Source organism: Kitasatospora sp. NPDC023176, from assembly GCF_055560495.1.
In genome coordinates, this window is sequence record NZ_JBVHIP010000044.1 from 42,328 (window position 1) to 66,476 (window position 24,149).

Consider the following 24,149-nt stretch of genomic DNA (forward strand, 5'->3'; position numbering starts at 1 on the left):
GGCATAGACTTCCGTGGTCCCTCGCAGCAGCAACAACCGTAGGAGCGCACCGATGTCCGAGGCCCCCGAGAGCCCCGCCACCTCCCGCCGCACCCTGCTCTGCGGCGCCGCGGCCGTGCTGGCGGCCGGCGGCACCGTGGCGGTCACCGGCTGCGCCTCCTCGGCCGGCTCCAGCAACTCCAACAGCGCCGCCCCCAAGGGCCCGGTGGACCTCGGCCCGGCCTCGGCCGTGCCGGAGGGCGGCGGCACGGTGTTCCGCGAGCAGAAGATCGTGGTGACCCAGCCGACCGCCGGCCAGTACAAGGCGTTCAGCGCCAAGTGCACCCACGCCGGCTGCATCGTCGACCAGGTCAAGAACCAGCAGATCCAGTGCCCCTGCCACGGCAGCCGCTTCGCCATCGCCGACGGCGCGGTGCAGGACGGCCCGGCCCCCAGTCCGCTGCCCGCCTACACCGTCACGGTCGAGGGCGGGAACCTCAAGGTGACCCCGAGCTGAAGCAGTTGAGCGCCTCCCGATCGATCTCCTCCCCACGGCCCCGACCGCACTCGGTACGGTGGACCCATGGCTGACCCGAGCACCTACCGCCCGGCGCCGGGCGCGATCCCGACCTCCCCGGGCGTCTACAAGTTCCGTGACGCCCACGGCCGGGTCATCTACGTCGGCAAGGCCAAGAGCCTGCGGCCGCGGCTGTCGTCCTACTTCCAGGACCTCGCCGGACTGCACCCGCGCACCGCGACCATGGTCACCACCGCCGCCTCGGTGGAGTGGACCGTGGTCGCCACCGAGGTCGAGGCGCTCCAGCTGGAGTACTCCTGGATCAAGGAGTACGACCCCCGGTTCAACGTCAAGTACCGCGACGACAAGAGCTATCCGGAACTCGCCGTCACCCTCGACGAGGAGTACCCGAGGGTGCAGGTGATGCGCGGGGCGCACAAGAAGGGCGTGCGCTACTTCGGCCCGTACGGGCACGCCTGGGCGATCCGCGAGACGGTCGACCTGCTGCTGCGCGTCTTCCCCGTCCGCACCTGCTCCAACGGCGTCTTCAAGCGCGCCCGGCAGGTCGGCCGCCCCTGCCTGCTCGGCTACATCGGCAAGTGCGCCGCACCCTGCGTCGGCAAGGTCTCGGCGGACGAACACCGGGCGCTGGCCGAGGACTTCTGCGACTTCATGGCCGGGCGCACCGGCAACTACCTGCGCCGGCTGGAAGACCAGATGCAGGAGGCCGCCGCCGACCTGGAGTACGAGAAGGCGGCCCGGCTGCGGGACGACATCGGCGCCCTCAAGCGCGCGATGGAGAAGAACGCCATCGTGCTCGCCGACGCCACCGACGCCGACCTGCTGGCCCTCGCCGAGGACGAACTCGAGGCCGCCGTCCAGATCTTCCACGTCCGCGGCGGCCGGGTGCGCGGCCAGCGCGGCTGGGTCACCGACAAGGTCGAGGACGTCGACACCGCCGGCCTGGTCGAGCACGCCCTCCAGCAGCTCTACGGCGGCGCCGCCTCCGAGGAGCGCAACGAGTCCGTCCCGCGCGAGGTGCTCGTCCCCGCCCTGCCCGAACCGGCCGCCCCCGTCCGGGAGTGGCTCAGCGGGCTGCGCGGCAGCCAGGTCGACCTGCGCGTCCCGCAGCGCGGCGACAAGAAGGACCTGATGGCCACCGTGCAGCGCAACGCCCAGCAGGCGCTGGCGCTGCACAAGACCAAGCGCGCCTCCGACCTCACCACCCGCAGCCGCGCCCTGCAGGAGATCGCCGACGCCCTGGAGCTGGACTCCGTCCCGCTGCGCATCGAGTGCTACGACATCTCCCACCTCCAGGGCGAGGACGTGGTCGCCTCGATGGTCGTCTTCGAGGACGGCCTGGCCCGCAAGAGCGAGTACCGGCGCTTCCAGATCAAGGGCTTCGCGGGCCAGGACGACGTCCGCTCGATGCACGAGGTGATCAGCCGGCGCTTCCGCCGCTACCTCCAGGAGCGCGAGCAGACCGGCGAGTGGGCCGTCCCGGAGGAGGACGAGCCCGACACCGGCACCCGCGACGAGGAGGGCCGCCCCAAGCGCTTCGCCTACCCGCCGCAGCTGCTGGTGGTCGACGGCGGCCAGCCGCAGGTCGCCGCCGCCCAGCGCGCCCTGACGGAGCTGGGCATCGACGATGTCGCGCTGTGCGGCCTGGCCAAGCGCCTGGAGGAGGTCTGGCTGCCCGGCGAGGACGACCCGGTCGTGCTGCCCCGCTCCAGCGAGGGCCTCTACCTGCTCCAGCGGGTGCGCGACGAGGCCCACCGCTTCGCCATCGGCTACCAGCGCGCCAAGCGTTCCAAGCGACTCACCGCCGGGGAACTGGACTCCGTCCCGGGCCTCGGAGAGACTCGCCGCCGGGCGCTGCTCAAGCACTTCGGCTCGCTGAAGAGGCTCCGGGCCGCCACCGTCGACGAGATCTGCACGGTACCCGGCATCGGGCGCCGCACCGCGGAGACTGTTGCGGCGGCGTTGTCGTCCCGTACACCCGCCGCACCCGCGGTCAACACCGCGACCGGCGAGATCATCGACGACGGGGCCGCCGAGCCGGTGGCCGCAGTACCGCAGACCGCACCATCCCAGGAGACGCCATGACGGCCGACGCCGCCCGTCCGTCGGCGCGCCCCGACCCCGCCCGCCTGTCCGGGACGGGGAAGGGCGGCCGTGCCGTGCGCGTTCTCCTCAGCAGAAAGACCGAGAGCGGGGAACCGAAGTGACCGTGTCAGACGTGGCCGAGAACGCGCCGGAGCTGGTGATCATCTCCGGTATGTCCGGAGCCGGCCGTTCCACCGCCGCGAAGTGCCTGGAGGACCTGGGCTGGTTCGTGGTGGACAACCTGCCGCCGGCCCTGATCCCGACCATGGTCGACCTGGGCGCCCGCTCCCAGGGCAACGTCGCCCGGATCGGCGTGGTCGTGGACGTCCGCGGCCGGCAGTTCTTCGACGACCTGCTCACCTCGCTCGACGAGCTGGAGAAGCGCGGCGTCCGCCTCCAGGTGGTCTTCCTGGACTCCTCCGACGACGCGCTGGTCCGCCGCTTCGAGAGCGTGCGCCGCCCGCACCCGCTGCAGGCCGACGGCCGGATCGTGGACGGCATCGCCCAGGAGCGCGACCTGCTGCGCGACCTGCGCGGCGAGGCCGACCTGGTGATCGACACCTCCAACCTCAACGTGCACCAGCTGCGCGCCAAGCTGGACGCCCAGTTCGCCGACCACGACGAGCCCGAGCTGCGCGCCACCGTGATGTCCTTCGGCTTCAAGTACGGCCTGCCGGTCGACGCCGACCTCGTGGTGGACTGCCGCTTCCTGCCCAACCCGCACTGGGTGCCCGAGCTGCGGGCCCGTACCGGCACCGACGCGGACGTCGCCGACTACGTGTTCCAGCAGCCCGGCGCCAACGAGTTCCTGGACGGTTACGCCCAGCTGCTGCGCATCATCACCGAGGGGTACCGACGGGAGGGGAAGCGCTACATGACGCTTGCCGTAGGCTGCACCGGTGGCAAGCACCGTAGCGTCGCCATGTCCGAGCGTCTGACCAAGCGTCTCATCGCCGACGGAGTCGAGACGGTGCTCGTCCACCGTGACATGGGACGGGAGTAACCGCCGCCTTCCCTGCCGGGCCGCCGGCGGAGCCGGTGGCGGGTCAGAGGAACGCGAGGTGATTGTGGCGGGATACGTGCCCGGGCGGCAGCCGCAGAGCAGGACCGGCGAACGGGCGGGCAGCCCCTCGCCGAACCGTCTGCGGAGCAGTCCCGCCCGGGCCAATCCGGCCCCTAGGATCACCGCGCTGGGCGGCGGCCAGGGCCTGTCCGCCTCGCTGTCGGCGCTGCGCCGGCTCACCAGCGACCTCACCGCGGTGGTCACCGTCGCCGACGACGGCGGCTCCAGCGGGCGGCTGCGCGAGGAGCTGGGCGTCCTGCCGCCCGGGGACCTGCGCAAGGCGCTGGCCGCGCTGTGCGGCGACGACGACTGGGGCCGCACCTGGTCAGAGGTGATCCAGCAGCGCTTCACCGGCAACGGCGAGCTGGGCGGCCACGCGGTCGGCAACCTGCTGATCGTCGCCCTCTGGGAGAAGCTCGGCGACCCGGTGGCGGCGCTGGACTGGGTCGGCCGGCTGCTGAACGTCCAGGGGCGGGTGCTGCCGATGTCGGCGGTGCCGCTGGACATCGAGGCCGCCGTGCGCGGCCACGACCCGGACCGCCCGGCCGAGGTCTCGGCCGTCCGCGGCCAGGCCAGCGTCGCGGTCACCCCCGGCACCGTGCAGTCGATCCGGCTGCTGCCGGACGGGCCGCCCGCTGTCCCGGAGGCGGTCACCGCCGTCCGGGAGGCGGACTGGGTGGTGCTCGGCCCCGGCTCCTGGTTCACCAGCGTGCTGCCGCACCTGCTGGTGCCCGAGCTGGCCAAGGCGCTGGTCGAGACCCGCGCCCGCCGCCTGCTCACCCTGAACCTGGCCCCGCAGCCCGGCGAGACCGAGGGCTTCACCCCGCAGCGTCACCTGGAGGTCATCGCCGACCACGCTCCCGACCTCGCCGTCGATGCGATCCTGGTGGACGAGCGCGCCGTCACCGGCGGTGCCTTCGGCCAGGCGGACCTGGCCGGTCTGGAGAAGGCCGCCGAGCGGATGGGCGCGGCTCTGGTGCTCGGTACGGTGGCCCGCACCGACGGCACCCCGCGACACGACCCGGAGCTGTTGGCAGCCGCGTACGACCGGATTTTCCGGACACATGGAAGGATCGGGCCATGGCGATGACTCCAGCGGTGAAGGACGAGATCAGCCGGCTCCCGGTCACCCGGGCCTGCTGTCGCAAGGCGGAGGTGTCGGCGATCCTGCGGTTCGCGGGCGGACTGCACATCGTGAGCGGCCGCATCGTGATCGAGGCAGAGCTGGACACCGGGGCGGCGGCACGGCGGCTGCGCAAGGACCTGCTGGAGATCTTCGGGCACTCCTCCGACCTCGTGGTGATGGCCCCCGGCGGGCTGCGGCGCGGCAGCCGCTTCGTCGTCCGGGTGGTCAAGGACGGCGAGCTGCTGGCACGCCAGACCGGTCTCGTGGACGGCCGCGGCCGGCCGATCCGGGGCCTGCCCCCGGCGGTCGTCTCCGGCGCCACCTGCGATGCCGAGGCGGCCTGGCGCGGGGCCTTCCTCGCCCACGGCTCGCTCACCGAGCCGGGCCGCTCCTCCTCGCTGGAGATCACCTGCCCCGGTTCCGAGGCGGCGCTGGCGCTGGTCGGCGCGGCCCGCCGGCTCGGCATCCCGGCCAAGGCCCGCGAGGTGCGCGGGGTGGACCGGGTGGTCATCCGCGACGGCGACGCCATCGGCGCGCTGCTGACCCGGCTCGGCGCCCACGAGTCGGTGCTCGCCTGGGAGGAGCGCCGGATGCGGCGCGAGGTCCGGGCCACCGCCAACCGGCTCGCCAACTTCGACGACGCCAACCTGCGCCGCTCGGCCCGTGCCGCGGTGGCGGCCGGTGCCCGGGTGCAGCGCGCGCTGGAGATCCTCGGCGAGGAGGTGCCCGAGCACCTGGCCGCGGCCGGCCAGCTGCGGATGCAGCACAAGCAGGCCTCGCTGGAGGAGCTGGGCGCGCTCGCCGACCCGCCGCTGACCAAGGACGCGGTGGCCGGCCGGATCCGCCGCCTGCTGGCGATGGCCGACAAGCGGGCCGCCGAGCTCGGCCTGCCGAGCACCGAGGCCAACCTGACCGACGAGATGGCGCTCAACTGATCTGTTCCGCAGGGCGCGCCCGCCCCGAGTCGAAGGTCCGAGCGGCCCGGCGGCGAGTGGGTGGGCAACAGCGGCCGGTGTCCGGATTCCGGGCACCGGCCGTCGTCGTGTCCGGGCCCGCGCCGGGAGCCGAAATTGGTCAAGACCACTTGACCAGGACCAACGGCCCCGGCGGGCAAGGACGGAGGGCCCGGAATCACGCCACGCCACGTCTTGCCAGGTGGCGCGATGTGCCCTCCCAGGGTCCGGAGGGGTAGGGTCGTAGGCGGTCGGGGACTTCCCAAATCTCATCCCCGTCGGCTCAGCGCCGGCGTACCTAACGAGGAGATCGGTTCGTGACGATCCGGGTAGGCATCAACGGCTTCGGCCGCATCGGCCGCAACTTCTTCCGCGCCGTCAAGGCCCAGGGCGCGGACATCGAGATCGTCGGTGTCAACGACCTCACCGACACGAAGACCCTGGCTCACCTGCTGAAGTACGACACCACCCTGGGCACCTTCCCGGGCGAGGTCTCGCACACCGAGGACAGCATCACCGTCGACGGCCACACCTTCAAGGTGACCGCCGAGCGTGACCCGGCCAACCTGCCGTGGGCCGCCCTGGGCGCCGACATCGTCGTCGAGTCCACCGGCATCTTCACCAAGGCCGAGGCCGCGAAGAAGCACCTCGCCGCCGGCGCGAAGAAGGTCATCATCTCGGCGCCCGCCACCGACGAGGACGTCACCATCGTCCTGGGTGTCAACGACGAGAAGTACGACGCCGCCAACCACCACATCATCTCCAACGCCTCCTGCACCACCAACTGCGTGGCGCCGATGGCGAAGGTGCTGAACGAGAGCTTCGGCATCGTCAAGGGTCTGATGACCACCGTCCACGCGTTCACCAACGACCAGGTGACCCTGGACTTCCCGCACAAGGACCTGCGCCGTGCTCGTGCGGCCTCGCAGAACATCATCCCGACCTCGACCGGTGCCGCCAAGGCGACCGCCCTGGTCCTGCCGGAGCTGAAGGGCAAGCTGGACGGCACCTCGCTGCGCGTCCCGGTCCCGACCGGCTCGATCACCGACCTGGTCGTCACCCTGGAGCGCGAGGTCACCAAGGACGAGGTCAACGCGGCCTTCCAGAAGGCCGCGCAGGAGGGCCCGCTCAAGGGCATCCTGGCCTACACGGAGGACCCGATCGTCTCCTCGGACATCGTCAACGACCCGGCCTCCTGCATCTTCGACAGCCAGCTCACCATGGTCCAGGGCAACCAGGTCAAGGTGCTCGGCTGGTACGACAACGAGTGGGGCTACTCGAACCGCGTCGTCGACCTGGTCACCCTCGTCGGTGGCCAGCTCTGACGCGGTGGGAGCTGACGTGATGTAGGGGCGAGGGCCCGGACGGCGAAACGAGCCGACCGGGCCCTCGCTCTGCGTACAAGGACTTCTCAGGCGGCCCCTGCGCCGTGCCGCCTCTGCGCATCAACCATCTCGCCAGGAGACCGAAGAACCCGTGAAGACCATCGAAGACCTGGACGTCGCCGGCAAGCGCGTCTTCGTACGCGCTGACCTGAACGTCCCGCTGTCGGACGGCCGGATCACCGACGACGGCCGGATCCGCGCCGTCGCCCCGACCATCGCCAAGCTCGTCGAGCGCGGCGCCAAGGTCGTCGTCGCCTCCCACCTCGGCCGCCCCAAGGGCGCGCCGGACCCGCAGTTCTCGCTCGCCCCGGTCGCCGTCCGCCTCGGCGAGATCCTCGGCCGGGACGTCGCCTTCGCCACCGACACCGTGGGCGACTCCGCCACGGCCGCCGTGGCCGCGCTGGCCGGCGGCGAGGTCGCGCTGCTGGAGAACCTGCGCTTCAACGCCGGTGAGACCAGCAAGGACGACGCCGAGCGCAAGGCCTTCGCCGAGCAGCTGGCCGCCCTGGCCGACCTGTACGTCGGCGACGGCTTCGGCGCCGTGCACCGCAAGCACGCCTCGGTGTACGACCTGCCGGGCCTGCTGCCGCACGCCGCCGGCGACCTGATCGCCACCGAGGTCGGCGTGCTGAAGAAGCTCACCGAGGACGTCGCCCGCCCGTACGTCGTCGTGCTCGGCGGCGCCAAGGTGTCCGACAAGCTCGGCGTGATCGACAACCTGCTGGAGAAGGCCGACCGGATCCTGATCGGCGGCGGCATGGCGTACACCTTCCTCAAGGCCCAGGGCCACGAGGTCGGCATCTCGCTGCTGCAGGAGGACCAGATCCCGACCGTCCTGGAGTACCTGGACCGGGCCGAGAAGCGGGGCGTCGAGTTCGTCCTGCCGAAGGACGTCCTGGTCTCGGCCGACTTCCCGGACCTCAAGGGCAAGACCCCGGCCACCTTCCAGACCGTCGACGCGGACAGGATCCCCGCCGACCAGGAGGGCCTGGACATCGGCCCGAAGACCCGCGAGCTGTACGCGGCGAAGCTGGCCGACGCTGGCACCGTGTTCTGGAACGGCCCGATGGGCGTCTTCGAGCACCCGGACTACGCGAACGGCACCAAGGCCGTCGCGCAGGCCCTGGTCGACAGCGACGCGTTCACCGTGGTCGGTGGCGGCGACTCCGCCGCGGCCGTCCGCATCCTGGGCTTCGACGAGACGAAGTTCGGGCACATCTCGACCGGCGGTGGCGCGAGCCTCGAGTACCTGGAGGGCAAGACCCTCCCCGGTCTCGCCGCCCTGGAAGGCTGAAAGCATGACTGAGCGTCTCCCGCTGATGGCGGGCAACTGGAAGATGAACCTCAACCACCTCGAGGCCATCCAGCACACCCAGAAGCTGGCGTTCGCGCTGGCCGACAAGGACTACGAGGCCGTCGAGGTCGCCGTCCTGGTGCCGTTCACCGACCTGCGTTCGGTGCAGACCCTGGTCTTCGGCGACAAGCTGAAGATCAAGTACGGCTCGCAGGACATCTCCCAGCACGACGGCGGCGCCTACACGGGCGAGGTCTCCGGCCCGATGCTGGCCAAGCTCCAGTGCACCTACGCGGTGATCGGCCACTCGGAGCGCCGCCAGTACCACGGCGAGAACGAGGAGATCGTCAACGCCAAGGTCAAGGCCGCCTACCGGGCCGGGGTCACCCCGATCCTGTGCATCGGCGAGCCGCTGGAGATCCGCAAGGCCGGCACCCACGTCGAGCACACCCTGGCCCAGCTGGACGGCGCCCTGGAGGGCGTCCCGGCGGACCAGGCCGAGTCGATCGTGGTCGCCTACGAGCCGGTCTGGGCGATCGGCACCGGCGAGGTGGCCACCCCGGAGGACGCGCAGGAGGTCTGCGCCGCCATCCGCGGGCGGCTCGCCGAGCTGTACTCCGCCGAGCTGGCCGACAAGGTCCGTGTGCTGTACGGCGGTTCGGTCAAGTCGTCGAGCGCGGCCGGTCTGATGGCCAAGCCCGACATCGACGGCGGCCTGATCGGCGGTGCCTCGCTGGACGCCGACGAGTTCGTCAAGATCGTGCGCTACCGTGAGCAGGCAGTAGGCTAACGCCGCCGCAGCAACGTAGGCTTTGGGGCCGGACCGCCGTACGCGGCCCGGCCCCTTCGCGAAGATACGAGAGAGTTGGTCCCGTCGTGGTTCTCGGGTTCTCGATTGCCCTGATCATCTTCAGTGCGCTGATGATCCTCTTGGTGCTTCTGCACAAGGGGAAGGGCGGCGGTCTTTCCGACATGTTCGGCGGTGGCGCGATGTCCACCGGCGGCGGTTCGGCGGTGGCCGAGCGCAACCTGGACCGCATCACCATCGTGGTCGGCGTGGGCTGGTTCGCCTGCATCATCGTGCTGAGCCTGGTCATGAAGTACAAGAGCTGACGCAACCCTGACGCCCCGTCGCCCGAGCGCCTATCCTGGGACGGTCGGGGGCGGAGGCGATGGTGGCGGAAGCTTAAGTCCTGCTTACACTAGGACGACTTTCGCCACCGACGCGCACCGCGGCGGGTCGGCGCAACAGCACGCAGGGAGTCAGACCGTGGCAAGTGGCAACGCCATCCGTGGCAGCAGGGTCGGGGCAGGCCCGATGGGGGAGGCGGAGCGCGGTGAGTCCGCTCCGCGCAACCGGATCTCCTTCTGGTGTGCCAACAAGCACGAGACCCGGCCCAGCTTCGCCGCCGAGGCCGTCATCCCGGACACCTGGGACTGCCCGCGCTGCGGCTTTCCGGCCGGCCAGGACGAGGACAACCCGCCCGCACCCTCGCGCAACGAGCCGTACAAGACCCACCTCGCCTACGTCCGGGAGCGGCGCACCGACGCCGACGGCGAGGCGATCCTCGCCGAGGCGCTGGCCAAGCTGCGCGGCGAGATCTGACGCACGAGCGAGATCCGGGGCGAGCCGAGCGCCGAACGGACTGACGACAAAGGGCGCCACCGTCGAGTGACGGCGGCGCCCTTCGGCGTTCCCGCTGTTACGCCGAGGCCGGCGGGTACAGCTGCGGCGGGATCCGCTCGGCGGCGGCGCGGTCCAGCAGCCACAGGGTGCGGCTGCGGCCGTACGCGCCGGAGGCCGGGGCCTGCAGCTCGCCGGGGCCGGACAGGGCCAGCGCGACCGCGCCCGCCTTGTCCTCGCCGGCGGCCAGCAGCCAGACCTCACGGGCCGCCCGGATCGCCGGGAGGGTGAGCGAGATCCGGGTCGGCGGGGGCTTGGGGGCCCCGCGCACGCCGATCACGGTCAGCTCGGTCTCCCGCACGCCCGGGTGCTCCGGGAAGAGCGAGGCCACGTGGGTGTCCGGGCCGACGCCGAGCAGCAGCACGTCGAAGGCCGGGACGCCGAACCGGTCGCCCGGTCCGGCGGCCTTCGCCAGCTCCTGCGCGTAACGGGCGGCGGCCGCCTCCACGTCCGAGCCGTCCACGCCGTCCGAGGCGGGCATCTCGTGCACCCGCGCCGGGTCGAGCGGAACGGCGTCCAGCAGCTCGGCGCGGGCCTGGACGGCGTTGCGGTCCGGATCGGCGGCGGAGACGAAGCGCTCGTCGCCCCACCAGAGGTCCAGCCGGCCCCAATCGACCGCGTCGCGCGCCGGGGAGGCGGCGATCGCGGCCAGCAGGGCGTTGCCGTTACGGCCGCCGGTGAGCACCACCGAGGCGGAGCCGCGGGCGGCCTGGGCGTCCACGATCCGGGTGATCAGCCGGGCCGCGGCCGCCTGGGCCATCAGCTCCTTGTCCCGGTGGACGACCAGCTGCGGGGTCGCGGCGGTCATGCGCTGCCCTTGGCGGCGCGCTTGCCCGCGGCCTTCCTCGCGGTCGGCTTCTCCGCGTCGGCGGTCACCCGGGTCGCATTGGCCACCGCGGCGTCGGCGGCCGCGGCCGCCGCCTCGCCGACCGAATCGGCCGCGGCCGGATCGGCCAGCGCCGGGTCGGCCGCCGGGCCGGACTCGGCGTGCTCGCGCAGCCGCTCGACGGGCGTGCGCACGGCCGTCGAGTAGATGTCGTCCGGGTCCAGCCGGCGCAGCTCCTCGGCGATCAACTCCGCGGTCTCGCGCCGCTTGAGCGCCACCTGGCGGTCCGGCGAGCCGGGCATGGAGAGCGTGCCCATCAGGCCGTCCGGGCGGTCCAGGGTGATGTCCCCGCCGGTGGTGCGCAGGTGCACCGCGGTGATGCCGGGGCCGCCGGTGACGACCCGCTCGACCGGCACGTGCAGCCGGTTGAGCAGCCACAGGCCGAGCAGTTCGACGCTGGGGTTGTAGGACTCGCCCTCGACCATCACCGAGGTGATGGCGGACGGCCGCTGGTCCAGCGCGGCGGCCAGCATCGAGCGCCAGCCGGTGATCCGGGTCCAGGCCAGGTCGGTGTCGCCCGGGGTGTAGCTCTCGGCCCGCTGGGCGAGCTGACCGACCGGGGACTCGGCGGTGACGGCGTCGGTGATCCGGCGCTGGGCGAGCGCGCCCAGCGGGTCCTGCGCCGGGTGCTGCGGCGCGTTGTCCGGCCACCAGACCACGGTCGGGGCGTCCGGCAGCAGCAGCGGCAGGACCACCGACTGGGCGTGCAAGGCGAGTTCGCCGTGCATGCGCAGGATGACCGTTTCTCCGGAGCCGGCGTCCGAGCCGACCAGGATCTCGGCGTCCAGCCGGGTCTCGGCACGGGCCCGGGGCGAGCGGCCGGCGCGCTTGATCACCGCGAGGGTGCGCATCGGATGCTCACGGGAGGCCTCGTTGGCGGCCTTGAGGGCGTCGTACGCGCTGCCCTCGTCGGTCACGATCACCAGGGTGAGCACCATGCCGGCGGCGGTGGAGCCGCTGGCCCGGCGCGCCTCCATCAGCTGGGCGTTGATCTTGCTGGAGGTCGTGTTGGTGAGGTCGATCTTCATGGCCGGCGCCAGCTCCTGCCGTCTCGTGCGAGCATCTCGTCCGCCTCGGACGGGCCCCAGGTGCCCGCCGGGTACTGGGCGGGCTTGCCGTGGGCGTCCCAGTACTTCTCGATCGGGTCGAGGATCTGCCAGGAGAGCTCGACCTCCTGGTGACGCGGGAACAGGTTGGCGTCGCCGAGCAGCACATCGAGGATGAGCCGCTCGTACGCCTCCGGGCTGGACTCGGTGAAGGACTCGCCGTAGGCGAAGTCCATCGTGACGTCCCGGACCTCGAAGGAGGTGCCCGGCACCTTGGAGCCGAACCGCACCGTCACGCCCTCGTCCGGCTGGACCCGGATGACCAGGGCGTTCTGCCCCAGCTCCTCGGTCGCGTAGGAGTCGAACGGCAGGTACGGGGCGCGCTGGAAGACCACCGCGATCTCGGTGACCCGGCGGCCCAGCCGCTTGCCGGTGCGCAGGTAGAACGGGACACCCGCCCAGCGGCGGTTGTTGATCTCCAGCTTGATCGCCGCGTAGGTGTCGGTCTTGGAGTCCGGGTCGATGCCGTCCTCGTCCAGGTAGCCGGCCACCTCCTCGCCGCCCTGCCAGCCGGCCGCGTACTGGCCGCGCACGGTGTGCCGGCCGAGGTCGGCCGGGAGCTTGACGGCGCTGAGCACCTTGAGCTTCTCGGCCACCAGCGCCTTCGGGTGGAAGGACGCCGGCTCCTCGATGGCGGTGAGCGCCATCAGCTGCAGCAGGTGGTTCTGGATGACGTCACGGGCGGAGCCGATGCCGTCGTAGTAGCCGGCCCGGCCGCCGATGCCGATGTCCTCGGCCATGGTGATCTGCACGTGGTCGACGTACGACCGGTTCCAGATCGGCTCGAACATCTGGTTGGCGAAGCGCAGCGCCAGGATGTTCTGGACCGTCTCCTTGCCCAGGTAGTGGTCGATCCGGAAGACCTCGTCGCGCGGGAAGACCTCGTGGACGACCTTGTTGAGCTCCTGGGCGCTCTCCAGGTCGTGGCCGAAGGGCTTCTCGATGACGGCGCGGCGCCAGGAGCCCTGCGGCGGGTCGGCCAGGCCGTGCTTCTTGAGCTGCTGGACGACGGTCGGGAAGAACTTCGGCGGGACGGACAGGTAGAAGGCGAAGTTGCCGCCGGTGCCCTGGGCCTTGTCCAGCTCCTCGATGGTCTCGCGGAGCTTGTCGAAGGCCTCGTCGTCGTCGAAGGTGCCCTGGACGAAGCGCATGCCCTTGGCGAGCTGCTGCCAGACCTCCTCACGGAACGGGGTCCGGGCGTGCTCCTTGACCGCGTCGTGGACCTCCTTGGCGAAGTCCTCGTCCTCCCACTCGCGGCGGGCGAAGCCCACCAGGGAGAAGCCCGGCGGCAGCAGACCCCGGTTGGCCAGGTCGTAGATGGCCGGCATCAGCTTCTTGCGGGACAGGTCGCCGGTGACCCCGAAGATGACCAGGCCGGACGGCCCCGCGATGCGCGGGAGCCGCCGGTCGGAGGGGTCACGAAGCGGGTTGACCGGAGCGGGCGGGAGGTCGTCCGCGTCCGATTCCGACGTCAACTCGGGGAAATCAGTGCTCACTTGGTGTGCTCCGCTTTCGTGCGCTGGCTGTGTGAGCGGGGGTCACTTCTCGTTGGCGAAGGAGGCCAGCGAGGCGGTGACGGTGTCGAGCAGTTCCTGCCAGGACTGCTCGAACTTCTCCACGCCCTCGTCCTCCAGCACCTGGACGACGTCGTCGTAGTCCACGCCGGCGGCCGCGATGGCGTCCAGGACGGCCTTGGCGTCGGCGTAGTTGGGGACGATGGTGTTGCCGGTGATCACGCCGTGGTCGCCGGTGGCGTCCAGGGTGGCCTCGGGCATGGTGTTGACGGTGCCGGGGGCGACCAGCTCGGTGACGTACAGGGTGTCCGGCAGGGCCGGGTCCTTGACGCCGGTGGAGGCCCACAGCGGGCGCTGCGGCTTGGCGCCGGCGGCCTCCAGGGCCTTCCAGCGGGCGTTGCCGGCGGTCTTGCCGTCGACGCTGCCGAAGACCTCCTCGTACGCCTGGTAGGCGAGGCGGGCGTTGGCCAGGGCGGCCTTGGAACGCAGGTTCCGGGCGTCGCCGCCGATCTTGTCCAGGCGCTTGTCGATCTCGGTGTCCACGCGGGACACGAAGAAGGAGGCGACCGACTCGATCTGGGAGAGGTCCAGGCCCTTGGCCTTGGCGGTCTCCAGGCCGGTCAGGTAGGCGTCGATGACGGCCCTGTAGCGGTCCAGGGAGAAGATCAGCGTGACGTTGACGCTGATGCCCAGGCCGATGACCTCGGCGATGGCGGGCAGGCCGGCCTTGGTGGCGGGGATCTTGATCAGGACGTTCGGACGGTCGACCAGCCACCACAGCTGCTTGGCCTCGGCCACCGTCGGGGCGGTCTCGTGCGCCAGGCGCGGGTCGACCTCGATGGAGACCCGGCCGTCGCGGCCGTTGGAGGCGTCGTAGACCGGGCGCAGCACGTCCGCGGCGTCGCGCACGTCCGAGGTGGTGATCATGCGGATCGCCTCGTCGGTGGTGACCTTGCGGACCGCGAGGTCGCGCAGCTGGCTGTCGTAGGAGCTGTCGCCGCTGCCGGCGATGGCCTTCTGGAAGATGGTCGGGTTGGTGGTGACACCCACCACGTGCTTGTTCTGCACCAGCTCGGCCAGGTTGCCGGAGTTCAGCCGCTTGCGGCTGAGGTCGTCCAGCCAGATCGCAACGCCTTCGTCGCTGAGGCGCTTCAGTGCGTCAGTCATGGTGCTTCAGTCCCTTGTTCTTCTGCTTCGTGGGGTAGTCAGAGGGGGCCGCGTGCCCGCGTGCGGGCGGGCACGCGGCCCGGAACGCGTTAGCGGTTGACGGCCTCGAGGGAGCGCAGGGCGTTGTGCGCCTCGGCCACCACGCGCTCGGCGGTCAGGCCGAACTCCTCGAACAGCACCTGGTAGTCGGCGGAGGCACCGAAGTGCTCCAGCGAGACGATCCGGCCGTGGTCGCCGACCAGCTCGCGCCAGCCCTGGGCGATGCCGGCCTCCACCGAGACGCGGGCCTTGACCGACGGCGGCAGCACGCTGTCGCGGTAGGCCTGGTCCTGCTCCTGGAACCACTCGAAGGACGGGACGGAGACGACGCGGGTGGCGATGCCCTCGGCCTCCAGGACCTCGCGGGCCTGGACGGCCAGCTGGACCTCGGAACCGGTGCCCAGCAGGATCAGCTGCGGGTCACCGTTGCCGGCCTCGGCCAGCACGTAGGCGCCCTTGGCGGTGCCCTCGGCGGAGGCGAAGACCTCGCGGTCGAAGGTCGGGACGTTCTGACGGGTGAGCGCCAGGCCGACCGGGCCGGGGTGGCTGCTCTGGCGCTCGATGAGGGTGCGCCAGGCGACGGCCGTCTCGTTGGCGTCCGCCGGGCGGACCATGGCCAGGCCCGGGATGGCGCGCAGCGAGGCCATGTGCTCCACCGGCTGGTGGGTCGGGCCGTCCTCGCCGAGGCCGATCGAGTCGTGCGTCCAGACGTAGGTGACCGGCAGCTTCATCAGCGCGGCCAGACGGACGGCCGGGCGCATGTAGTCGGCGAAGACCAGGAAGGTGCCGCCGTACACGCGGGTCCCGCCGTGCAGCGCGATGCCGTTCATGGTCGAGCCCATGGCGTGCTCGCGGATGCCGAAGTGGATCGTCCGGCCGTACGGGCTGGCGGACTTCAGCGGGTTGCCCTCGGGGAGGAAGGAGCTGTCCTCGTCGATCGTGGTGAGGTTGGACTCCGCGAGGTCGGCCGAGCCGCCCCACAGCTCCGGGATCACCGCGCCGAGCGCCTTGAGGGTCTCGCCGGAGGCCTTGCGGGTGGCGACGGCCTTGCCGGCCGGGAAGGAGGGGATGGCCTTCTTCCAGCCCTCGGGCAGCTCGCCGGCCTGGATGCGGTCGAACTCGGCGGCCCGGTGGGCGTTCGCGGCGCGCCAGGCGTCGAAGCCCTGCTGCCACTGGTCGCGGGCGGCCTTGCCGCGCTTGATGACCTGGCGGGCGTGCTCGATGACCTGGTCGCTGACCTCGAAGGTCTTCTCCGGGTCGAAGCCCAGGACCTTCTTGGTGGCGGCGATCTCGGCCGCGCCGAGCGCCGAGCCGTGCGCCTTGGCGGTGTTCTGGGCGTCCGGGGCAGGCCAGGCGATGATGGTGCGCATCGCGATCAGCGACGGGCGGGAGGTCTCCGCCTTGGCGGCGGCCAGCGCACCGGCGAGGGCCTCGACGTCGATGTCGCCGTTGGCCTTCGGGGTGACGCGCTGCACGTGCCAGCCGTACGCCTCGTAGCGCTTGAGGACGTCCTCGGAGAAGGCCGTCTCGGTGTCGCCCTCGATCGAGATGTGGTTGTCGTCGTACAGGGCGACCAGGTTGCCCAGCTTCTGGTGGCCGGCCAGCGAGGAGGCCTCGGCGGAGATGCCCTCCTCCAGGTCGCCGTCGGAGACGATGGCCCAGATGGTGTGGTCGAAGGGGGACTCCCCGGCCGCCGCCTCCGGGTCGAACAGACCGCGCTCGTAACGGGCGGCCATCGCCATGCCGACCGCGTTGGCGATGCCCTGGCCCAGCGGGCCGGTGGTGGTCTCCACGCCGGCGGTGTGGCCGTGCTCGGGGTGGCCCGGGGTGCGGCTGCCCGCGACGCGGAAGGCCTTGAGGTCATCCAGCTCCAGGCCGTAGCCGGAGAAGTACAGCTGGGTGTAGAGCGTCAGGCTGGTGTGCCCGGGGGAGAGGACGAAGCGGTCGCGGCCGACCCAGGCCGGGTCGGTCGGGTCGTGGCGCAGGAAGCGCTGGAAGATCAGGTAGGCAGCGGGGGCCAGCGACATGGCCGTCCCGGGGTGCCCGTTACCGACCTTCTGGACAGCGTCCATCGCCAGGACCCGCGCCGTGTCAACCGTGCGCTCGTCCAGGTCGCTCCACTCGAATGCGTTCGTCGGCGCAGTGCTCACCCTGTCTCAGGGCTCCTTCCATTGTGAAGAGTGACCCCGTGAATGGGGACCGGGTCGGCCACGGCGCTGTGGTCCCGACTGTGGATGGTGCCGGTCACGGAGGGTAGATCCCGCTTCTGCGTGCGAGCCTACCGTCCGGGCCGGGGCTCACCCTCCGTGCCGGGACAACCGGGATTTCCGCATGGTGATTCCCACTAGGGCGTTACGACTTGTTTTGTCCCAGGCTCTCCCGGTTTGCCGGGGCCTGCCGCCCGGGTGGTCGGGACGGGTTGCGGAGCCGCGCCGGAGCCGTTTCGTGGCTTCACCCAGTCGGCTCACCCCGGGGTGTGCCATCCGCCTCGCCGGGGGACCCCGGAGCCGGATGGGATATATGGAGCGTCTAAGGTGGCGTGGTACGCGCAGAGCGGACGATTCGGGACCCTTCGTTCCTGTGGCCGCCTGCGAGGATTCATCTTCAGTTGGGGTGTTAGTGACCGCCGTCGAAACCCGTCCCGCCGGGGTCACCGGGGCGACTCCTGCGCACCGGCCCATCGGGGCCCGTGTCGGCGCCTTCGTCGCACTGACCAAGCCGCGGATCATCGAGCTGCTGCTGATGAGCACGGTGCCGGTGATGTTCCTGGCCCAACAGGGCGTGCCGAACATGCTGCTGGTGCTGAAGGTCGTGGTCGGCGGCTACCTCTCGGCGGGCGGCGCCAACGCCCTCAACATGTACATCGACCGCGACATCGACGCGCTGATGACCCGTACCGAGCGGCGGCCGATCGTCACCGGGATGGTGTCCCCGCGCGAGGCACTGGTCTTCGGCATCACGCTCGGGGTCGTCTCCACCCTGGTGCTCGGCTACGGCGTCAACTGGCTCTCCGCCGGACTGGCGCTCGGCGCGCTGCTGTTCTACGTGTTCGTCTACACGCTGGGGCTCAAGCGGCGCACCTCGCAGAACATCGTCTGGGGCGGCATCGCCGGCTGCATGCCGGTGCTGATCGGCTGGTCCTCGGTGACCAACTCGGTGTCCTGGGCGGCCGTCGCGCTGTTCCTGGTGGTGTTCTTCTGGACGCCGCCGCACACCTGGGTGCTGTCGATGAAGGTGCGCGAGGACTACGAGCGGGCCGGCGTGCCGATGCTGCCGGTGATCAAGGGCAACGTCGCGGTCGGCAAGCAGGTCGTCGCCTACTCCTGGGTGATGGTGGCGGTCTCCCTGGCGGTCTGGCCGCTCGGGCACATGAGCTGGCTGTACCCCGTCGCCGCGGTGCTGCTCGGCGGCTTCTGGCTGCGCGAGGCGCACGCGCTGTACGCGCGGGCCAAGGCCGGGATCGTGGGCGCGAAGCTGAAGGAGATGCGGCTGTTCCACTGGTCGATCACCTATCTGTCGCTGCTGTTCGTGGTGTGCGCGATCGATCCGTTCGTGAAGTGAAGTAAGGCTTGTCGGACGGCGAGGAGCCCCGGTCCTGGTGGACCGGGGCTCCTCGCGTGTCCGGGGTCCTCGGTTTTCCGGGGCTCGTTCCGCGTTCGGCGGCCGGGTAGTTCGGAGTTCAGCGGCTGGGTAGTTCGGACGGGCCGACGTGGTCGTCCAGCCAGTCCCGGAGTGGCTGGGAGGCGCGCAGGAACGCGGCGATCCGGGTGCGGGCCGTGCGGGTGCCCAGCCACTCGGCGGGCTCCCACTCCTGCCAGGCCACCAGGCCCTTGTGGCGCAGCAGCTCGATCCTCGGGTGGTCCTTGGCGTAGCCGCGCGGAGCCGACTTGAGGGAGTCCCGGCCGTGGACCTGCGGGCCGTCCTTCTCCACCCGGGCGATCACCCTGAGGAGTTCGGCGCCGCTGACGTCCTCGGCGACGGCGGCACGGTAGCGCTCCAGCTGGTCCGGGGCGAGCTGGTACATGCCGTTGCCGCAGGCCAGGCCGTCGGCGGAGAGCTGGATGTAGCCGCCCGACTCCAGATGCGCGCCGATGTGCGTCTTGTACGGGGACTTGTCGGCGCTGAAGCGGACGTCGCGGTTGGGGCGGAAGATCTTCCCCGGCCCGAACTCCGGCTCCAGCTCGGCGAGCAGCAGCTCCATCGGGGCGCGTACGGTGTCGTCGTACTGCTCCTTGTGGGCCTGCCAGAAGGTCTTCGAGTTGTCGGCTTCGAGGTGCGCGTAGAAGTCCAGCGCCTCGGCCGGCCAGCCTTTGAAGGTCACCTCTCCAGTATGTGGCCCGGTGCACAGGGTGCTCTTGTCGCCAGGTCGTCTACCGGTGGGTAGCATGCGGGCATGAGCAGCGCAGAGACCGCCACCGCCGCGCCGGACGCCCGTACCGAGCGCCGCGCCAAGCGCATCGCCAAGCACCTGACCAGCTTCGCCCAGCAGCACGGCGGCAGCGCCGACGCGGTCGTCGAGTACGTCGGCGCCGTGGCCACCCGGATCGTCGTGGTCGGCGCGGACGGCGCCTGGGGCGACCAGGTGGCCCCGACGTACGCGGTCGGCCGCCGGGCCGCCGAGCTGGCCGGGCTCACCCTGCACGACGACTTCGAGGGCGAGCTGGGCCTCAAGGTGAAGACCGGCCCGTACGAGTGGAAGCGGATGGCGGGGCTGCAGCTCGGCGGCTGATCACGGTCTCGTGTGTGCGACGGCCCGGCTCCCCGGATGGGGGAGCCGGGCCGTTGGCCGTTTCAGATGGGGAGGCTCCAGCCAGGGCCGTCCTCGTGGCCGATCCAGACGCGTTGTCCCGACCTGGAGACGGTGAACCCGAAGCCCTCCTGATGCGGCTCGCCCGCCCTCTGCCAGGCTTCGATGGCGCTCTCCACCTGGTCCCAGAGCCGGAGCGGGCCCCGCTGGACGACGGTCCAGCCGCCTCCCCGGGGCCGGCATGGTCCGGGCCTGTGATCCCGTGGCCACGTCGGAGAGGATCTGCTGTCCGCCGACGCCCATCCGCTCGGCCGAGGGCGCTGCGAGCTGGGAGACCCAGTTGCCCGTCCAGGTGCCGATGATCTGGGGGTCGATCCGGGTCGGGCGTTCGTCGCCGGGGAGCAGTGACAGGCTCTGGCGGGGCGGCCGGTCGTGCGGGCGGGCGATCATGAAGCTGGTGTACCCGGGCAGGAATCGGCCGGTGGCTTCTCCGGGACCGGTCACGACCAGCAGCGCGAGACCGAAGCCGAAGGACCAGCCGGACAGCGTGACCAGGATCCGGCCGCCGGGCTTCACCTGGTGCAGCCACGGGGGCGGCACGTAGCGAACCGAACAGGTGGCGACGAGTCGGTCGTAGGGGCCTCCGTCCGGGTCGCCGAGCAGTCCGTCGCCGATGATCAGGCGTGGGGAGTACCCGGCTGCCTTGAGGGCGGCTGCAGCGGCCTCGCCCACCTCCGGGTCGTATTCGACGCTGGTGAGGTTGGCGTTCCCGAGCCGGTGCGCGCCGAGGGCGGTCGAGTAGCCGGTGCCGGTGCCGATCTCGAGCACCCGGTGGCCGGCCTCGGCGCCGAGCTGGTGCCACATGCGCAGGACCAGGGACGGCAGGGTGGACGACGAGGACGGAACCCCCGTGACGGTGCCGCCGGTCACGTCCTCGGGGCGGGTGCGCCCGTCGAGTTGGGTGATCAGCGTTTCGTTGCTGTAGACCTGCTCCAGCCAGCCGGGCTCGCCCCGGAACACGGGCCGGTAGGCGGTCGGGTAACTTCCCTCGACCGGAAGGAAGTAGGAACCGACGAACAGTTCCCGGGGGACCGCTCTGGCGGCGTGCTCCCAGGCGGGATCGGTGATCTTGTCCTCCCCGGTGAAGCCGTCCACCAGGGCAGTACGGAGCTGAGCCGGTGTACTCACGTGTCGGGACCTCTCTCCAGCTGATCGGCAATGGCGCGGGCGATCGCGGCGCTGGTCCTGGCCGGCTGCCACGCCCACTGGCCGTTCGGGTTGCACTCAAGGAAGTACCAGTCGCCCGAGGCGGTCACGGCGAAGTCGAACGCGCCGTACACCAAACGGAATTCAACGAGGTAGGCGGCGACCGACCGCGCGACCGGTTCGGGGATCTCCACCGGCGCGCACGTCATCCGGTCCTGCCGGTGGCGCCAGTCGAGATCGGGGCTGTCGATCCGGACGCCGAACAGGCGGTCTCCGACGGCGGTCACCCGCGCGTCGAAGGCCTTCCACCCGGACGACCGGGACTCGACGGTCGGCCAAGACGCGCAGGACCACGTCGGCTGTCACGTCGTAGGGGCCGGTCAGGACCAGAACCGCCCGGTGTCGATCCGGTGTCATGTCAGCCCGCGCCCTGATCCTGGTCGTTCGCGGGCATGCTGTCCATGTCGGTCGGCTGGTTCTGCTGCCCGCTCTGGCCGTCGCCGCCGCCCGTGCTCGTGGGCGTGCTGGTTTCGGTGCTGGTGCCGTGCGCACCCATCTCGACCGTGCGGCCGTGCTCGTCTACGAACACGGCGACCTGCGTTTCGGGATCGATCACGGGCGTCAGGGCGGGGATCGGGCTGGACTCCGGGTACGGCCCCATGCGGGTGGTGCCCCACGGTGCGGTGGTCATCTGTGCTGCGCCTCCTGATGGACAGGGTGGCTGGGGTGGTCGAGCCATGGCCACTGGGTGTTCGCAGTGACGGTGAGGCCGAAGCGGGTGGGGGCTGGGCGGTCGTGCTGCTCCCACCAGTGGTGGGCGGCGGTGACCTCGTCCCAGAGGCGGCGGGGGCCGTACTGCCAGACGGTGAAGCGGTTTGCTCGGTCATGGTTGTGGTCGACGGCGGCCCAGGAGCGGGTGTCGGTGGTCGCGATCCAGAGCCGGGCGTCGACGCCGTCGACGCCCGGCTCGTGTTCCCAGGCGGTCCACACGTCGCCGAGCCGTAGGCCGAGGGCGAAGCGGGCCTCCCAGTTGTCGCCCGTGACCTCCCACGGGGGCAGCGTGGTCTCGGATTCGTCCGGGACGTGCTCGTCCCGGACGACGTCGCGGAAGATCCGCAGGTCCTGCCGGTGGTTGCGCATCAGCATGAACGCGGAGTAGGGGCTGAAGCGGCCCTGGGCCCGGTCGCGTTCGACGGTGAGCTTGAGGAGTCCCCAGCAGAGCATCGGGTTGTCCCAGGGGGTGAGGATGACGCCGCCGGGGCGGGTCTGTTCGATCCAGGCCCAGGGGACGCGGCGGACCGAGCAGGTGGAGACGATCCGGTCGTACGGGTGGCGGCGGGGCCAGCCCAGGGAGCCGTCTCCGCGGACGAGGTCGACGTCCAGGCCTGCCGTGTTGAGGGAGGCCCAGGCTTGTTCGGAGACCTCGGGATCGATCTCGATCGAGGTGACGTGTCTGGGGCCGAGGCGGTGGGCGAGGAGGGCGGCGTTCCAGCCGGTGCCGGTGCCGATCTCCAGGACGTTCATGCCGGGGCGGACGTCGAGGTCTCGGAGCATGCGGACGACGATCGAGGGGGCCGAGGCGGAGGAGGACGGCCAGGCGGCGGTCGGGTCGGCGGCCGGCTGGCCGTCGTTGACCTGGGTGACGACGGGCGCGTCCGCGTACGCCGCCTCGAACCAACGTTGGTGGTCGGTGGAGAGGTCGCACGGTTCGTAATCGTCGTGGGTGTTCTCCAGCCAGATCCGTTCGGGGAGGAAGCGATGGCGCGGGACCGCCGTGATGGCCTTCTGCCACTCCGGAGGAACGGGGCCGTCGAGCGCTTCGCCGACGGCCCGGTGCAGGCCGCGCACGGCGGCCTGCTCCGGTCGATGCACGGGGTCCGTCACTTCTCGCCCTCGCCCTTCTTGTGCTTCGGCTCGGGCGCCGGCTGGGATCCGTCGGGGGACGGCTTGCTCGTGCCCGGGTCCTTCTTGCCGCCGTGCTTGCCGCCGCTGGGCTTGTCGGTTCCCCAACCCATTCTTCCTCCTTGGGTGTTGATGTGTGTGTTGGTGATCCCGTCCGCGCCGCCGGGCCGACGGCGCGGACGGGAGTTCAGTGGGAGCGGTTGATCAGTACGAGGGCCGCGACGACGATGTGCAGCCCGGCCGCGGCGGATACGCCGTAGGCGGCCCAGACCTGCGTGGGGTCGGGGTCGGACGGCGGTGGCGGCGCGTCGTCGGGGGCGCAATCGGCGTCAGAGGGTTGCGAGTTCACCGGGGGGTCGGCGCAGGTGTCGCAAGGTCGGCGTGGACGACCTTGCCGAAGGGGAGAAGCGTGACGCCCCAGCGGCCATGGGTGAGCCGGTGGACCATCGCCAGCCCCCGGCCCGACGTGGCGTCGGGCCGGGCCTGGACCATCACGGGCATCGACCGGGAGCCGTCGCCGACGAGGATGCGGACGATGTGGTCGGTCGGACGGCGGATGCCGACGAGCAGGCGGGTCTGGCAGCCGGTCTTGAGGGAGTTGGTGACCAGCTCGCTGACGATCACGGCAGCGTCGTCCACCAGGTCGCTCGGCCCCCACTCCCGCAGCTGCGCGCCGACGAACCGGCGCGCAGCTGCCACCGACTCCGGCTGGTAGGGCAGCAGCAGGTCCGATGTCGGCAGCACCGACATCGAATCGGTGCCAGGAGTCGCACGACACTCCATCGAAGCGTGCTGCATGGGAACTTCCAGGATGTCGGCCTCGAACACGACCATCTCCTCTAAATGAGGTGTTTCCATGCACTCATGTACATGAGTGACGAGTAGAAGAGTGCCCGACTCCTGTACATGAGTCAACCCGTCGCGAGAGGAACCTCGCGACGGGTTGAGAGAGTTGATTGTCAGTCAGTCATGTGCGGGGAAGCGATAGTCGAGAACGAACTGATCTGCGGCCATGACGGTGTCGCACACCTCCACCACGCGACCATCCGTGGTGATGGCCTCGCGAACGAGATGGATCACTGGCGCACCAGGGCTCAGCGTGAGCGCTTTGGTCTCGGGCTTGCTTGCGAGCCTGGCCCGCACGGACTCGGTGAACTCGGCGAGGGAGTGGCCATGCTCTTCGAGGCGGGCGTAGATGCCGCCGCCACCTGGGTTCTCGGCGAAGACTTCGGGGATGTCCTTGACTACATCCCACGGCAGGTATGACGTGGCCTCCTCGGTGGGTACCCCATCTCGGAAGTACCGGCGCTTCCGGGCCAGCACTTGGGTGTCTGCGGGAAGTCCCAAGCGATCGGCGATCTCAGGAGGTGCTGCTATGGGGCGAAGCGCGCGAGTTCCAAGAATCTGGAGCCGGGATGCACTCGAACCCGTTCGTCGGTGCGACTTCAAGACGGCTTCGGATACGAGTTCGCTGC

General features: G+C 71.0%; 25 protein-coding genes and 1 pseudogene. 12 read left to right on the forward strand and 14 right to left on the reverse strand.

The features are described from left to right. The first annotated feature begins 52 nt into the window (after window positions 1-52). From ACZ3YL_RS37135 to ACZ3YL_RS37180, 10 genes are all read left to right on the forward strand, one after another. Entirely contained in the window at window positions 53-496 is a 444-nt protein-coding gene (locus ACZ3YL_RS37135) for a Rieske (2Fe-2S) protein (RefSeq protein WP_465661907.1), read from the forward strand. Between the two features lie 66 nt (window positions 497-562). Next, the gene (uvrC, locus tag ACZ3YL_RS37140; protein WP_465661909.1) at window positions 563-2,602 is read left to right on the forward strand and encodes an excinuclease ABC subunit UvrC; all 2,040 of its coding nucleotides are present in this window, start codon (window positions 563-565) and stop codon (window positions 2,600-2,602) included. A 118-nt stretch (window positions 2,603-2,720) separates the two neighbouring features. Then, entirely contained in the window at window positions 2,721-3,605 is an 885-nt protein-coding gene (gene rapZ / locus ACZ3YL_RS37145) for an RNase adapter RapZ (RefSeq protein WP_317621418.1), read from the forward strand. 64 nt (window positions 3,606-3,669) lie between these two features. Further along, window positions 3,670-4,755: a gluconeogenesis factor YvcK family protein gene (locus ACZ3YL_RS37150; RefSeq protein ID WP_188308928.1), complete on the forward strand. Its 1,086-nt coding sequence runs from the start codon at window positions 3,670-3,672 to the stop codon at window positions 4,753-4,755. Beyond that, window positions 4,746-5,726: a DNA-binding protein WhiA gene (gene whiA / locus ACZ3YL_RS37155; protein ID WP_188308910.1), complete on the forward strand. Its 981-nt coding sequence runs from the start codon at window positions 4,746-4,748 to the stop codon at window positions 5,724-5,726. The genes ACZ3YL_RS37150 and whiA overlap by 10 nt, the downstream gene beginning before the upstream one ends. Before the next feature lie 335 nt (window positions 5,727-6,061). Continuing rightward, window positions 6,062-7,069 (forward strand): type I glyceraldehyde-3-phosphate dehydrogenase, encoded by a 1,008-nt coding sequence (gene gap / locus ACZ3YL_RS37160; RefSeq protein WP_188308909.1) that lies wholly within the window; start codon window positions 6,062-6,064, stop codon window positions 7,067-7,069. Window positions 7,070-7,220: 151 nt separating this feature from the next. Further along, on the forward strand, window positions 7,221-8,423 hold the full coding sequence (locus ACZ3YL_RS37165; RefSeq protein ID WP_188308908.1) for a phosphoglycerate kinase: 1,203 nt from the start codon (window positions 7,221-7,223) through the stop codon (window positions 8,421-8,423). Between the two features lie 4 nt (window positions 8,424-8,427). Next, window positions 8,428-9,213 (forward strand): triose-phosphate isomerase, encoded by a 786-nt coding sequence (gene tpiA / locus ACZ3YL_RS37170; protein ID WP_188308907.1) that lies wholly within the window; start codon window positions 8,428-8,430, stop codon window positions 9,211-9,213. Window positions 9,214-9,299: 86 nt separating this feature from the next. Next, window positions 9,300-9,536, forward strand: a complete 237-nt coding sequence (gene secG, locus ACZ3YL_RS37175; RefSeq protein WP_188308906.1) for a preprotein translocase subunit SecG — start codon at window positions 9,300-9,302, stop codon at window positions 9,534-9,536. A gap of 157 nt (window positions 9,537-9,693) precedes the next feature. Further along, window positions 9,694-10,029, forward strand: a complete 336-nt coding sequence (locus ACZ3YL_RS37180; RefSeq protein ID WP_184938344.1) for an RNA polymerase-binding protein RbpA — start codon at window positions 9,694-9,696, stop codon at window positions 10,027-10,029. A gap of 97 nt (window positions 10,030-10,126) precedes the next feature. On the opposite strand, the gene pgl is transcribed toward ACZ3YL_RS37180, so the two are convergent. The 5 genes from pgl to tkt all read right to left on the reverse strand — a co-directional run bounded on the left by pgl (window position 10,127) and on the right by tkt (window position 16,969). Beyond that, entirely contained in the window at window positions 10,127-10,915 is a 789-nt protein-coding gene (pgl, locus tag ACZ3YL_RS37185; RefSeq protein WP_465661912.1) for a 6-phosphogluconolactonase, read from the reverse strand. Continuing rightward, window positions 10,912-12,021 (reverse strand): glucose-6-phosphate dehydrogenase assembly protein OpcA, encoded by a 1,110-nt coding sequence (gene opcA / locus ACZ3YL_RS37190; RefSeq protein ID WP_465661914.1) that lies wholly within the window; start codon window positions 12,019-12,021, stop codon window positions 10,912-10,914. The genes pgl and opcA overlap by 4 nt, the downstream gene beginning before the upstream one ends. Then, entirely contained in the window at window positions 12,018-13,574 is a 1,557-nt protein-coding gene (gene zwf / locus ACZ3YL_RS37195; RefSeq protein ID WP_188308927.1) for a glucose-6-phosphate dehydrogenase, read from the reverse strand. Before zwf ends, opcA begins: the two co-directional genes overlap by 4 nt. Window positions 13,575-13,637: 63 nt before the next feature. Next, a complete protein-coding gene (tal, locus tag ACZ3YL_RS37200) occupies window positions 13,638-14,780 on the reverse strand; it encodes a transaldolase (RefSeq protein ID WP_465661916.1) in 1,143 nt (380 codons plus the stop codon). An 89-nt stretch (window positions 14,781-14,869) separates the two neighbouring features. Then, a complete protein-coding gene (tkt, locus tag ACZ3YL_RS37205; protein WP_188308902.1) occupies window positions 14,870-16,969 on the reverse strand; it encodes a transketolase in 2,100 nt (699 codons plus the stop codon). Between the two features lie 463 nt (window positions 16,970-17,432). On the opposite strand from tkt, the gene ACZ3YL_RS37210 reads away from it, so the two are divergent. Then, complete coding sequence (locus ACZ3YL_RS37210) at window positions 17,433-18,380, forward strand: heme o synthase (RefSeq protein WP_188308901.1); 948 nt, start codon at window positions 17,433-17,435, stop codon at window positions 18,378-18,380. A gap of 118 nt (window positions 18,381-18,498) precedes the next feature. On the opposite strand, the gene ACZ3YL_RS37215 is transcribed toward ACZ3YL_RS37210, so the two are convergent. Beyond that, a complete protein-coding gene (locus tag ACZ3YL_RS37215; RefSeq protein WP_317621417.1) occupies window positions 18,499-19,140 on the reverse strand; it encodes a DUF2461 domain-containing protein in 642 nt (213 codons plus the stop codon). A 72-nt stretch (window positions 19,141-19,212) separates the two neighbouring features. Between ACZ3YL_RS37215 and ACZ3YL_RS37220 the strand changes: the two genes are divergently transcribed. Further along, on the forward strand, window positions 19,213-19,548 hold the full coding sequence (locus ACZ3YL_RS37220) for a hypothetical protein (protein ID WP_188308899.1): 336 nt from the start codon (window positions 19,213-19,215) through the stop codon (window positions 19,546-19,548). 62 nt (window positions 19,549-19,610) lie between these two features. Here the strand turns inward: ACZ3YL_RS37220 and tgmC are convergent. The 8 genes and pseudogenes from tgmC to ACZ3YL_RS37260 all read right to left on the reverse strand — a co-directional run. Next, window positions 19,611-20,754: pseudogene (gene tgmC, locus ACZ3YL_RS37225) on the reverse strand (ATP-grasp peptide maturase system methyltransferase). After that, window positions 20,751-21,059 (reverse strand): hypothetical protein, encoded by a 309-nt coding sequence (locus ACZ3YL_RS37230; protein ID WP_465661920.1) that lies wholly within the window; start codon window positions 21,057-21,059, stop codon window positions 20,751-20,753. The pseudogene tgmC and the gene ACZ3YL_RS37230 overlap by 4 nt, the downstream one beginning before the upstream one ends. A 131-nt stretch (window positions 21,060-21,190) precedes the next feature. After that, on the reverse strand, window positions 21,191-21,463 hold the full coding sequence (gene tgmA, locus ACZ3YL_RS37235) for a putative ATP-grasp-modified RiPP (protein WP_188308897.1): 273 nt from the start codon (window positions 21,461-21,463) through the stop codon (window positions 21,191-21,193). After that, window positions 21,460-22,656: a methyltransferase domain-containing protein gene (locus tag ACZ3YL_RS37240; protein WP_465661922.1), complete on the reverse strand. Its 1,197-nt coding sequence runs from the start codon at window positions 22,654-22,656 to the stop codon at window positions 21,460-21,462. Before ACZ3YL_RS37240 ends, tgmA begins: the two co-directional genes overlap by 4 nt. Next, window positions 22,653-22,787, reverse strand: a complete 135-nt coding sequence (locus ACZ3YL_RS37245; protein WP_262986108.1) for a hypothetical protein — start codon at window positions 22,785-22,787, stop codon at window positions 22,653-22,655. The genes ACZ3YL_RS37240 and ACZ3YL_RS37245 overlap by 4 nt, the downstream gene beginning before the upstream one ends. A 74-nt stretch (window positions 22,788-22,861) precedes the next feature. Next, entirely contained in the window at window positions 22,862-23,023 is a 162-nt protein-coding gene (locus ACZ3YL_RS37250) for a hypothetical protein (protein WP_188308895.1), read from the reverse strand. Then, a complete protein-coding gene (locus ACZ3YL_RS37255; RefSeq protein WP_465661924.1) occupies window positions 23,020-23,502 on the reverse strand; it encodes an ATP-binding protein in 483 nt (160 codons plus the stop codon). Before ACZ3YL_RS37255 ends, ACZ3YL_RS37250 begins: the two co-directional genes overlap by 4 nt. A gap of 135 nt (window positions 23,503-23,637) precedes the next feature. Then, the coding region (locus ACZ3YL_RS37260) for a GntR family transcriptional regulator (RefSeq protein ID WP_465661926.1) at window positions 23,638-24,149 on the reverse strand (512 nt) is incomplete at its 5' end.